Below are 10171 nucleotides of genomic sequence, written 5' to 3' on the forward strand. Positions count from 1 at the left end.
CGATCCGCGACGGCGCGCGGGGCCCGATCTCGCGGACCGCGCTGTCGAGCCTGCTGGCCGGCGCGTCGACCGACAAGCTCGTCGCCGCGGGCCGAAATGTCGTCGCCACCGTCAGCCGTGACGGCCGGCACGGCGTGCTGATCGCCGGGCTGAGCACGCCGCGGTACACGGTGACCGCGCTGCAGTACTACGCCGACGACGGCGGGGCCGGCGGTTAGCCGGCGGCGAACCGGGTAGACCGTCTAGGTGACCAGCCCCAAGGACGAAGACAAGAGCGAGACCGACGTCGACGACGACAACAAGGTCGCGGGATCTCGCGCCGGCAAAGAGGGCGACGAGGGCGACGGCTCCTACGTGGGCCGCACCTTCAACGACGATGCGCTCGACGACGAGGTGAGCGGTGCGGAAGCCCGCAGTCAACAGGGCGACAGCTGACCCCGCAGATTGCGGTTCGGCCACGCTGCGTTCACTCGGGGCGGCGGACGTGAGACCGTAACAGCATCATGGCTGCCCACGAGTACATGACCTACGAGGAATTCGGCCGGAAGTTCTACGAGTTCGCGGTCACTGACGAGCGCGTCGGTGGCGCGATCGCCGAGATCGCCGGCGACGCCTTCGAGATCGGTCCCATCGCACAGGGTCCGGGCAAGATCGCCAAGGTCACCGCCAAAGTCCAGGTTCAGGAACCGAAGGTGACCCGCCACGTCGGCGAGATGATCACGTTCGCCATCAAGATCCCGCTGGAGATCGACATGGTCGTCGATCTGCGCATCGACAAGCCGCGGTTCGTGGTCTACGGCGAGATCGCGCTGCGCGCGTCGGCGCTCGCCGCCGAACCCCTGCTGCTCATCCTCGACGTCAAGAAGCCGCGGCCGTCGGACATCACCATCCACGTGACGTCCAAGACGCTGCGCGCGGAGGTGGTACGCATCATCGGGGGCATCGACGCCGAGGTGAAACGGTTCATCGCCGCACACGTCGCCGGCGAGATCGACAGTCCCGCATCGCAACAGGCCCAGGTGATCAACGTCGCCGAGATGATCGACGAGAGCTGGACGGGTATCTGAGCCGGCTCACTTCTCCATCGTGAACTGGTTGACGTCGATGTAGCCGACCCGGAACATGTCCGCGCATCCGGTCAGGTACTTCATGTACCGGTCGTAGACCTCTTCGGACTGAATGGCGATGGCGTCGTCGCGGCGAGCCTCCAGCGCGGCGGCCCACAGGTCGAGGGTGCGCGCGTAGTGCGGCTGCAACGACTGCACCCGCGACACCGTGAACCCGGCCTTGGTGCCGTGCTCCTCCACCATCGGGATCGACGGCAGCCGGCCGCCGGGGAAGATCTCGGTGACGATGAACTTCACGAACCGGGCGAACTGGAACGACAGCGGCATGCCCCGCTCGGCCATCTCCTTGGGGTGTAGCCCGGTGATGGTGTGCAGGAGCATCACGCCGTCGTCGGGCAGCGCGTCGTACGCCATCGCGAAGTAGTCGTCGTAACGGTCGAAGCCGAAGTGCTCGAACGCGCCGATCGACACGATGCGGTCGACCGGCTGGTCGAACTCCTCCCAGCCCTGCAGCCGGACCTCCCGGCTGCGCGGGCTGTCCAGCGCCGCGAACAACGTCTCGACGTGCGCCTTCTGGTTCTCCGACAGCGTCAGGCCGATCACGTTGACATCGTGCTTCTCGATCGCGCGCAGCATCGTCGAGCCCCACCCGCAGCCGACGTCGAGCAGCGTCATGCCCGGCTGCAGGCCGAGCTTGCCCAGTGCGAGGTCGATCTTGGCGTACTGCGCCTCCTCGAGGGTCATGTCGTCACGCTCGAAGTACGCGCAGCTGTAGGTCCGGGTCGGGTCCAGGAACAACCGGAAGAAGTCGTCGGACAGGTCGTAGTGCGCCTGCACGTCCTCGAAGTGCGGGGTCAGACCGTCCGTGACGGCGTCGCGGTCCGAGGGTGGCTTCGAGGTGATGTCCGGCATCCCGACAGCGTACGATTCCTCCGGTGCAGCGCAGACAACGACCGGGCATTCGAGCCCTGACCCTCGCCGCCGCGTTGGCCGTGAGTTCCACTCTCCTCGCCGCCCCCGCGCAGGCGGAACCCGCCGACGACGCCTTCCTGCGCTCGCTCGCCGACGCCGGCCTGGCGACCGGAAACCCGGCCGACACGGTGGCCCTCGGCCAGCAGGTGTGCCCGATGCTCGCCGACCCCGGTCAGGGGGCCGCCGACGCCACCGCCAAGGTCGCCGACACCGCGGGCATGCCGCTGGGCGCCGCCACCATGTTCACCGGCCTGGCGATCTCGATGTTCTGCCCGGCGATGGTGAGCCGCCTCGGCAACGGCGAGATCCCGCAGATCCCGTTGGGGCTCTTCGGCTTCTAGGCCGCCCGCCCCGCCTCACGCCGGCTCCGGCCGCACCCGCCGCAGTTCCGGCCGCCTGGGACCGCGGTCGTCGCCGACGGCCTGCCCCCGCAGGTGCCACCACAGATACGGCATCAACATGTTGCGGGTCCACAGGGCCTGCGAGGTCAACCTGGTGCGCCAGGACGGCCAGGCCACGTCGGCGCCGCTGTGCGCCCAGTCGTGGCTGCTGCCCGGCAGGGCGAGCGCCTCGGCCGCGGCGGCCGCGAACAACGCGTGTCCCTTCGGCGAGCCGTGCACCCGATCGATGCTCCAGGTGTCCGGTTCCCGCATCGACGGCGCGCCGAACAGATCGACCAGGCGGAAGCCGTGCCGCGAGCTCGCGTCGCGGATGACGGAATTGATCCGGCGCACGCGTGCGGCCAGCACACGGCCGATCGGCAGGATCTGTGCGATGTCGGGAAAGGTGGTGGTGACGACCGTGGCGCCGGAACGGGCCAGCGAGACGTACACCTCGTCGAGGTCACGGAGCGCGCGGTCGAACGAATTGCCGGGCCTGGTCACGTCATTCATGCCGATGCAGAGGGTGACGACGTCGGGCGCCATCGCGAGCGCCCGCGGCAGTTGGTCGTGCTTGACGTCGGCGATGCGACGGCCCCGCACAGCCAGGTTGGCGTATTCGAGCCCCGGCCGCTGCGCGTCGAGGATGGCCGCCAGTCGGTCCGCGAAGCCCGCCAGACCGCTCGAGTCGTCGCCGTCCCACAGTCCTTCGGTCTGGCTGTCGCCGAGTGCGACGTAGCGGGTGTATCCGGACACGAACCGAGACTCTAGCGACGGGGCGGCTCCGGCGGGTTGAGGCGCCGGAGGCCCGGGTAGCCGAGACATCGGGAACAGCCACGACCGCAGAGGAGGAGCACCATGCCGAATGAACTCGAGGGCAGGAAGATCGCGATCCTGGCCGCCGACGGGGTCGAGATGGTCGAGTTCGCACGACCCCGCGACACCGTCCATGACGCGGGCGGGCAGACCGAACTGCTGTCGTTGCAGGCCGGCGACATCGACGCCCGCAACCACGATCTGGAGCCGGCGGGCACCCTCACCGCGCAGCGGGCGGTCGCCGATGCCAGTGTCGACGACTACGACGGGCTGATTCTGCCCGGCGGCACGATCAACCCGGACAAGCTGCGCAAGGACGAGGCCGCCGTGAACTTCGTCCGCGACTTCGTCAATTCGGGGAAACCCGTCGCCGCGATCTGCCACGGGCCATGGACCCTGGTCGAGGCGGGCGTCGTCGCGGGCCGCACGCTCACGTCATACGTGAGCATCCGCACCGACCTGCGCAACGCCGGCGCGACCGTCGTCGACCAGCAGGTGTGCATCGACGGCAACCTGATCACCAGTCGCTCACCCGACGACCTGCCCGCGTTCTGCCAGGCCATCGTCGACCGGTTCGCCAACACGCCCGCCCACACGTGAGCCGCTACCGCAGCTTGACGATGCGCGTCAGGTTGAGCGGTCGTCCGACCGCGCTGAGCTGGCCGATCAGGTACTCCAGACGGGTGCGCGGCATGGCCATCCGCCATTCGGGCACGACGCCCGACAGCCGCACCACGCCTGGGGCGAAGCTGACACCGGTGAGCTCCAGACCGTGTGGCAGTTCCGGCAGCCGCACCCGATATCCCGGCGTGCGTCCGGGCAGCGCCCACCGCTTGCGCCGCAGGGTGACGCCGCGCGGTCGCAGCCACAGCGTGGAGCCGTCGAGCTGGGCGTCGACCTCCACGCAGCCGAGGCCGGGCCTGCGGACGAGCTGCAACCGGGCCACACCGTCGGTGCCGACGGCGCCCGACAGTCTCGGCGCCGCCCAGCGGAGCAGCTCGTCAAGCGCCGCCTCGGGGACGTCGAGAGTGAGTTCCACCGGCGCGGCCACCAGCACTGGCGGCGCCGACGGCCGCAGCGCGACGTTGTGGAGCACCGCGGCGGCGGTATCGAATCTACTTCCCGCCCAGCTGATGTCGCGGGCGGACAGTCGCACCTCGCCGAGCTGGCCGACCGACAGCGCCCGCATGTCGAGGCGGGAATCGAACTCGGTCACGGTCAGCGTCAGATCGCCTGCGTCCAGCCTGACCGCCATCCGCCTGCCGACCACCATCCGCCGCAGCGTCATGAACAGCGTCCGGTACGCAGCCGCCGCGCCACCGGCGACCGGTGCCACCGCGGCGGCCGACCAGAGCCAGCCCAGCCGATCCAGCGTTCGCGCGCGCTGCTCCGACCGTGGACCCGTCACCGCTCCAGCATGGCACCGCCCCGCGCGGGGCCGCACCGTAAAATGGTCGCGATGACGTCCGTCGTGATCGTGGGCAGCGGATTCACCGGATTTGAATGCGCCCGCCAACTCGCCAAGATCCTGCGCAAACACGACGAGTCGAACGGCGGTTCGTCGGTCGACATCACGATCATCTCGCCGGTCGACTACATGCTGTACACCCCGCTGCTGCCCGACGTCGCCGGTGGACTGGTCGACGCCCGCTTCGTCACGATTCCGCTCGCCAACGCCCTGCGCGGGGTGAAGGCGGTGCGCGGCCGCGTGGACAGCGTCGACTTCGACGGCCGTACGGTCACCTTCACCGATCCCGAGCAGCGTTCGCGCAGCATGTCCTACGACCGCCTGGTGCTCACCCCCGGTTCGGTCACCAGGCTGTTCGACGTGCCCGGCCTCGCCGAGCACGCCCGCGGGCTCAAGTCCACCGCGGAGGCGCTGTATCTGCGCGACCACGTCCTCGAACAACTCGAGCTGGCCAACAACGACGACGATCCGGCGAAGGCCGCCGCGCGACGCACCGTCGTCGTGGTCGGCGCCTCGTACTCGGGCACCGAGCTCGCGGTTCAGCTGCGGGCCCTCGCCGACGCCGCCGCCGACTCGATGGGTTTCGATCCCCAGGCGGTGCGCTTCGTGCTGCTCGACCTCGCCGAGCAGGTGATGCCCGAGGTGGGGGAGAAGCTCGGCGCCGCCGCGATGCGGGTGCTGCGGGGCCGCGGCATCGACGTGCGGCTTGGCATCTCACTCAAGGAGGTGCACGCCGACCACGTTGTGCTGACCGATGACTCACGCATCGACACGCACACCGTCGCATGGGTCACCGGTGTGACCGGGGCGCCGCTGATCGAGAACCTCGGCCTGCCGACCGAGAAGGGCAGGCTCAAGGTGCAGACCGATCTGCAGGTGCCCGGCCATCCCGACGTGTTCGCCGCAGGCGACGCCGCGGCGGTGCCCGACCTCACGCAGCCCGGCAAGATCACCCCGCCCACCGCGCAGCACGCCACCCGGCAGGGCAAGGTGCTGGCCCGCAACGTCGCGGCCAGCCTCGGCGTCGGCACCCCGAAGCAGTACAAGCACCGCAACATGGGCCTCGTCGTCGACCTCGGCCCGCGCTACGCGGTGGCCAACCCGCTCAACGTCCGGCTGTCCGGTTTCCCCGCCAAGGTCGTCACCCGCGCCTACCACCTGTACGCGATCCCGCGGCTGGTGAACCGGTGGGCGGTGTCGCTGGCCTACCTCACCGACGTGTTCTTCGCCCGGTCGGTGGTGTCGATCGGGTTGTCATCGGCCGACGACGCTCAGTTCTCGGCCAGCGAGGGCATCCCGATGCCGAAGGTGGATTGATTCAAAACCCGCCGAGTGGGAACAGAACCACCATGGCTACCTACCGTGTGCTGAATCCGAAGGGCGATGTCGTCGAGACCAAGGACATCGAGAGCGCCGACGACGCGCACGCCTGGTTCGTCGACCAGGTCGAGGGCAACGAGCTGGGCTGGCGGATGGAGGTCCAGGTCGACGACGGGCGGTGGGACTTCATCGACGACAGCGAGGGCGACCGCTCCTACTAGGGCCGTCGATGAGGTGATCCGGCAACGGGTTTCGCGCCCCGCCGGGTGTGGTCGCACGGTGCGGCGGCCGACCGCACCGTAGGGTCGGGCAATGGCCACTGTGGCGATTCTGGGGGGCGGGGTCGGCGGACTTAGCGCCGCGCACGAGCTGATCGAACGCGGCTACGAGGTCGACGTCTACGAGCGCAACGCCGAACTCGGCGGCAAGGCGCGCTCGATACCGGTGGCGGGATCGGGGGTCGGTGGCCGGGCGGACCTTCCCGCCGAACACGGCTTCCGGTTCTTTCCCGGCTTCTACCGCCACCTCACCGACACGATGAGCCGGATTCCCACCGGTTCCGGGTTCGCGGTCGGGCACCTCACGCCGGCCACGCAGATCCTGCTGGCCCAGTCCGGCCGCCGCAACGAGTTGATCGCGCCCACGGACCTGCCGACGACACCCGACGAGCTCACGGCCCTGCTGCGTTTCCTGTGGGATTTCGCGGTCCAACTGCGCATTCCGCCGAACGACCTCACCTTTTTCCTGCGCCGCATGCTCACCTTCCTGCTGTCGTGCGACGAGCGCCGTGAGCAGCAGTGGGAGCACATGAGCTGGTGGGACTTCACCGACGCCGACGCGCGGTCGGAGAAGTACCGCAGGTTCCTCGTCGACGGCCTGACCCGCTCGCTCGTCGCCGCGCAGGCCAGACACATGTCGGCGCGCACCGGTGGGCTGATCCTGTGGCAGATCCTGTTCGACATGGTCGATCGCAGCCGACCGGTGGACCGCGTGCTCGACGGGCCGACGAGCGAGGTGTGGATCGAACCGTGGGTCCGCCACCTGGAGCAGCGGGGGGTGCGATTCCACCGGCGGCACGAGGTCACCGGGATCCGATGCTCGGACGGTCGGGTCTCCACCGTCGTGCTCACCGCGGCGGACGGCGAAGGGTCGACGGGCGGAGTCGTCGAGATCACCGCCGACCACTTCGTCTCGGCGATGCCGGTGGAGCGCCTCGACGTCCTGATCACCCCTGAACTCAAGACCGCCGAGCCAAGACTGGCCGGGCTCAAACGACTGATCACGCGGTGGATGAACGGGGTGATCTTCTTCCTGGACCGTGACGTGCCTCTGGCCCACGGACATGCGCTGTTCGTCGACTCCGAATGGGCGCTGACCGCGATCTCGCAGAAGCAGTTCTGGCCCGATGTGGACCTGTCTGCCCGCGGCGACGGCACCGTGCGCGGCATCCTGTCCATCGACGTGTCGGACTGGTACACGCCAGGCAGGTGCACCGGCAAACCGGCGATCCAGTGCACCGAACGCGAGATCCGAGAAGAGGTGTGGGGGCAGATCCTCGACCACATCGACGACGGATCGCTCGACCGCGCCAACATCGTCGACTGGTTCCTCGACCCCGCGATCGGCTTCCCCGATCCGGCGGTGGTGACCAATGCCGAACCGCTGCTGATCAACACCGCCGGGTCACTGCCGGACCGACCACCGGCCGCCACCGCGATCCCCAACCTGTTCCTGGCCGCCGACTTCGTACGTACCAACACCGATCTGGCGACCATGGAGGCCGCCAACGAGGCCGCCCGCGCCGCGGTGAACGGCATCCTCGACGCCGACGGCTCCGGCGCGGCGCGCTGCACGATCCACCCCCTTCACGAACCGGAGTCGCTGCGTCCCCTTCGCGACCTCGACGCCGTGCGGTGGCGGGTGGAGCGGTCGTTGGGAGCCGTGTTCGGAGCCGGGCGGAACGCCACCGCGGACCTGGCGCGGATGCTGCCGGACGCCGTACTCGGTGCGGCGCGGTTGTTCCGCTGAGGGGAGAATGGCGCGGTGCCGAAACTCAGTGCGGGCCTGCTTCTCTACCGGGTGACCGGTGGCGTCGTCGAAGTGCTGCTCGGTCATCCCGGAGGCCCGTTCTGGGCGCGTAGGGACGACGGCGCCTGGTCGGTGCCCAAGGGGGAGTACGCCGACGGCGAGGACCCGTGGACGGCCGCGCAGCGGGAGTTCGGCGAGGAGCTCGGCAAGGAGCCACCCGCCGGCGCGCCGACGCGCTTCGACCCGGTCAGACAACCCGGCGGCAAGGTGGTCACCGTCTTCGCGGTCCGGGGCGACCTCGATCTCGACGGCTGCGTGAGCAACACGTTCACCATCGAGTGGCCGAAAGGATCGGGAACGCTCAGGGAGTTCCCGGAGATCGACCGGGTGGCCTGGTTCCCCGTGGCGGCGGCCCGGGAGAAGCTGCTGAAGGGCCAGCGGCCCCTGCTGGACCGTCTGATGCGCCAGCCCGATCTAGCCGACTGCGCGGAGGGTGCGGCCTGACCACCCGGGCCGGGCGGATCTCGATCGCGTTGATGGTCAGTGCGCGGCCGTGGATCCGCCAGCCCGATTTTGTGCGCTGGTACTCGTCGTCGTAGCGCAGATGCCACACCACGTCGGTGACACGGCCGTCCTCGACGGTCCAGTGGTGCGCGATGCAGGTGACCCGCCCGAGGGCGTAATCATGGTGCGGCCCCTCGGCATAAACCTCGCCGAGGATCGCGTGCTCGGTGCGCTGCACGCCGGCGACGGCGGCAAGCGCCGTGCGCACCCCGTCCTGTCCGTGATGGCGGCGCACCGGCTCCAGCGCCCGCGGCGGGTCGGGCAGCCACAGCTCCGCGGTGTCGGTGAACAGGGCGACCACGTCATCGAACCGGCGGTCGTCGACCGCCGCGGCGTACAGGTGCACGAGGTCGGCGACGGCGAGCCGGTCGGGCACGTCGAGCGTCACGGCCGCAGCCCCAGTCTGCGGGCACAGTCGGAGAGCAGCTCGCGAGCGTCGGCGATGTCCCGGACGGGCGGCATCGCCAGCACGAGCCGGTCCGCGCCGAGTGCCGCGAGCTTCTCCGCACGGGCCGCGTCCACCCGGGCGACCAGATGTCCCAGCGACACCTCCAGCACGGCGGGGTCGCGGCCCGCGGCCTGTGCACTCTCGCGCATCTCGGTGAGCAAGCCGATCAGCTCCGCGCCGGCCACGCCGAGGGGCTGGAAGCCGTCCCCGAATCGGCCTGCCCGCCGGGCCGCGGCACGGCTGTGACCGCCGATGTGTACGGGGATGTGCGACAACGGTTTCGGATAGCTCATCGCGTTGGCGAAGGTGAAGAACTCGCCGGTGAAGTCCGCGCCCTCCGGCCGGTGCTCCCACAGCGTGCGCAGCACCTGGAGTTGTTCGTCGGCGCGCCGGCCACGGGCGTGGAACGGCGCGCCGCAGGCCTCCACCTCCTCCTTCAGCCACCCGGTGCCGACCGCCAGCCGAAGCCGCCCGCCCGAGAGGACGTCCACGGTCGCCGCACGTTTGGCCAGCACGACGGGGTGGTGGTTGGGCAGCACCAGCACACCGGTGGCCAGCACCAGGCGTTCGGTCTGTCCCGCAAGGAACGCCAGCAGGTCCAATGGGTCGGGAACAGGGCAATCCGCGGCGAGTTCGACGCGGCCCGAGTCGTCATAGGGGTAGACGCTGTCGTACTCGGTCATCAGCACGGTGTGCTCGACGACGACGACGGACTCGAACCCGCAGTCCTCGACGTGGCGGGCGAAATCCGCCATCCACTTCGGATCGGCGGTGACCCCGGCGGCTACCGGTGCGACGACGGCGAATTTCACAGCGGCGGTAGCCCGTTGCTCTCGCGGATGGACCGGCGGCACTCGCGGCGGGTCATGTCGGTCTGCTGCATGCAGACCCGCACCGGCGGCTCCTCCTCCGCGGGTAGCGGCTCGTCGGTCGGCGCCGTGGTGACGGTGGGGCTCGGGATGTCGCCCTGGGTCAGCGACCAGATGGTCGAGTCGGTGCCCTGCAGCGTTTCGCAGTAGGCGGTGGAACCGTCGGCGGTGGTGGCGGTGCTGCCGGCCGGCGAGCAGTCGGCGCCGACCACCGCTGCCGCGGGTGCGGCGGCCGTTGT

Annotated in this window: 12 protein-coding genes and 3 pseudogenes; 9 read left to right on the forward strand and 6 right to left on the reverse strand. The window is 69.8% G+C overall.

Annotation, left to right across the window (positions count from 1 at the left end; genetic code table 11):
• The 3 genes and pseudogenes from Q2100_RS23055 to Q2100_RS23065 form a co-directional block, all read left to right on the forward strand.
• Positions 1-218, forward strand: a pseudogene (locus Q2100_RS23055) (hypothetical protein); the annotation flags it as partial.
• Between the two features lie 28 nt (positions 219-246).
• Entirely contained in the window at positions 247-435 is a 189-nt protein-coding gene (locus Q2100_RS23060) for a hypothetical protein (protein WP_264014510.1), read from the forward strand.
• A gap of 68 nt (positions 436-503) precedes the next feature.
• The gene (locus Q2100_RS23065) at positions 504-1067 is read left to right on the forward strand and encodes a hypothetical protein (RefSeq protein WP_269895518.1); all 564 of its coding nucleotides are present in this window, start codon (positions 504-506) and stop codon (positions 1065-1067) included.
• A gap of 6 nt (positions 1068-1073) precedes the next feature.
• Here the strand turns inward: Q2100_RS23065 and Q2100_RS23070 are convergent, their stop codons facing one another.
• Positions 1074-1979 (reverse strand): cyclopropane mycolic acid synthase family methyltransferase, encoded by a 906-nt coding sequence (locus tag Q2100_RS23070; protein WP_302915933.1) that lies wholly within the window; start codon positions 1977-1979, stop codon positions 1074-1076.
• 23 nt (positions 1980-2002) lie between these two features.
• Here Q2100_RS23070 and Q2100_RS23075 point away from each other — a divergent pair, with 23 nt between their 5' ends.
• The gene (locus Q2100_RS23075) at positions 2003-2380 is read left to right on the forward strand and encodes a DUF732 domain-containing protein (RefSeq protein ID WP_302915934.1); all 378 of its coding nucleotides are present in this window, start codon (positions 2003-2005) and stop codon (positions 2378-2380) included.
• 15 nt (positions 2381-2395) lie between these two features.
• Here the strand turns inward: Q2100_RS23075 and Q2100_RS23080 are convergent, their stop codons facing one another.
• A complete protein-coding gene (locus Q2100_RS23080; protein ID WP_302915935.1) occupies positions 2396-3175 on the reverse strand; it encodes an SGNH/GDSL hydrolase family protein in 780 nt (259 codons plus the stop codon).
• Positions 3176-3277: 102 nt separating this feature from the next.
• Between Q2100_RS23080 and Q2100_RS23085 the strand changes: the two genes are divergently transcribed.
• Positions 3278-3835, forward strand: a complete 558-nt coding sequence (locus Q2100_RS23085) for a type 1 glutamine amidotransferase domain-containing protein (protein WP_302915936.1) — start codon at positions 3278-3280, stop codon at positions 3833-3835.
• A 4-nt stretch (positions 3836-3839) separates the two neighbouring features.
• Here Q2100_RS23085 and Q2100_RS23090 read toward each other — a convergent pair whose 3' ends face one another.
• Positions 3840-4643: a hypothetical protein gene (locus tag Q2100_RS23090; RefSeq protein WP_302915937.1), complete on the reverse strand. Its 804-nt coding sequence runs from the start codon at positions 4641-4643 to the stop codon at positions 3840-3842.
• Between the two features lie 51 nt (positions 4644-4694).
• Here Q2100_RS23090 and Q2100_RS23095 point away from each other — a divergent pair, with 51 nt between their 5' ends.
• The 4 genes from Q2100_RS23095 to Q2100_RS23110 all read left to right on the forward strand — a co-directional run bounded on the left by Q2100_RS23095 (position 4695) and on the right by Q2100_RS23110 (position 8555).
• Positions 4695-6020 (forward strand): NAD(P)/FAD-dependent oxidoreductase, encoded by a 1326-nt coding sequence (locus tag Q2100_RS23095; RefSeq protein WP_264014503.1) that lies wholly within the window; start codon positions 4695-4697, stop codon positions 6018-6020.
• A gap of 32 nt (positions 6021-6052) precedes the next feature.
• A complete protein-coding gene (locus Q2100_RS23100) occupies positions 6053-6244 on the forward strand; it encodes a hypothetical protein (RefSeq protein WP_264014502.1) in 192 nt (63 codons plus the stop codon).
• Positions 6245-6335: 91 nt separating this feature from the next.
• Positions 6336-8051: a hydroxysqualene dehydroxylase gene (locus Q2100_RS23105; protein ID WP_302915938.1), complete on the forward strand. Its 1716-nt coding sequence runs from the start codon at positions 6336-6338 to the stop codon at positions 8049-8051.
• A 15-nt stretch (positions 8052-8066) separates the two neighbouring features.
• Positions 8067-8555 carry an NUDIX hydrolase gene (locus Q2100_RS23110; protein ID WP_302915939.1) on the forward strand — a complete coding sequence of 163 codons (489 nt, stop codon included), beginning with the start codon at positions 8067-8069 and terminating at the stop codon, positions 8553-8555.
• 55 nt (positions 8556-8610) lie between these two features.
• On the opposite strand, the pseudogene Q2100_RS23115 reads toward Q2100_RS23110, so the two are convergent.
• The 3 genes and pseudogenes from Q2100_RS23115 to Q2100_RS23125 all read right to left on the reverse strand — a co-directional run.
• A pseudogene (locus Q2100_RS23115) lies at positions 8611-9003 on the reverse strand (nuclear transport factor 2 family protein); the annotation flags it as partial.
• Complete coding sequence (locus tag Q2100_RS23120) at positions 9000-9875, reverse strand: LLM class F420-dependent oxidoreductase (protein ID WP_302915940.1); 876 nt, start codon at positions 9873-9875, stop codon at positions 9000-9002. The pseudogene Q2100_RS23115 and the gene Q2100_RS23120, both read right to left, overlap by 4 nt.
• Positions 9872-10171 (reverse strand): annotated as a pseudogene (locus Q2100_RS23125) (serine/threonine protein kinase); the annotation flags it as partial. The gene Q2100_RS23120 and the pseudogene Q2100_RS23125, both read right to left, overlap by 4 nt.

This window comes from Mycolicibacterium arseniciresistens (assembly GCF_030519285.1).
Classification (GTDB): domain Bacteria; phylum Actinomycetota; class Actinomycetes; order Mycobacteriales; family Mycobacteriaceae; genus Mycobacterium; species Mycobacterium arseniciresistens.

What these genes read in the sequence shown, in the direction of transcription:
- Q2100_RS23085 (WP_302915936.1), top strand. Translation starts at nt 3,278, where the DNA reads ATGCCGAATGAACTCGAGGGCAGGAAGATCGCGATCCTGGCCGCCGAC.
- Q2100_RS23105 (WP_302915938.1), top strand. Translation starts at nt 6,336, where the DNA reads ATGGCCACTGTGGCGATTCTGGGGGGCGGGGTCGGCGGACTTAGCGCC.
- Q2100_RS23065 (WP_269895518.1), top strand. Translation starts at nt 504, where the DNA reads ATGGCTGCCCACGAGTACATGACCTACGAGGAATTCGGCCGGAAGTTC.
- Q2100_RS23100 (WP_264014502.1), top strand. Translation starts at nt 6,053, where the DNA reads ATGGCTACCTACCGTGTGCTGAATCCGAAGGGCGATGTCGTCGAGACC.
- Q2100_RS23070 (WP_302915933.1), bottom strand. Translation starts at nt 1,979, where the DNA reads ATGCCGGACATCACCTCGAAGCCACCCTCGGACCGCGACGCCGTCACG.
- Q2100_RS23095 (WP_264014503.1), top strand. Translation starts at nt 4,695, where the DNA reads ATGACGTCCGTCGTGATCGTGGGCAGCGGATTCACCGGATTTGAATGC.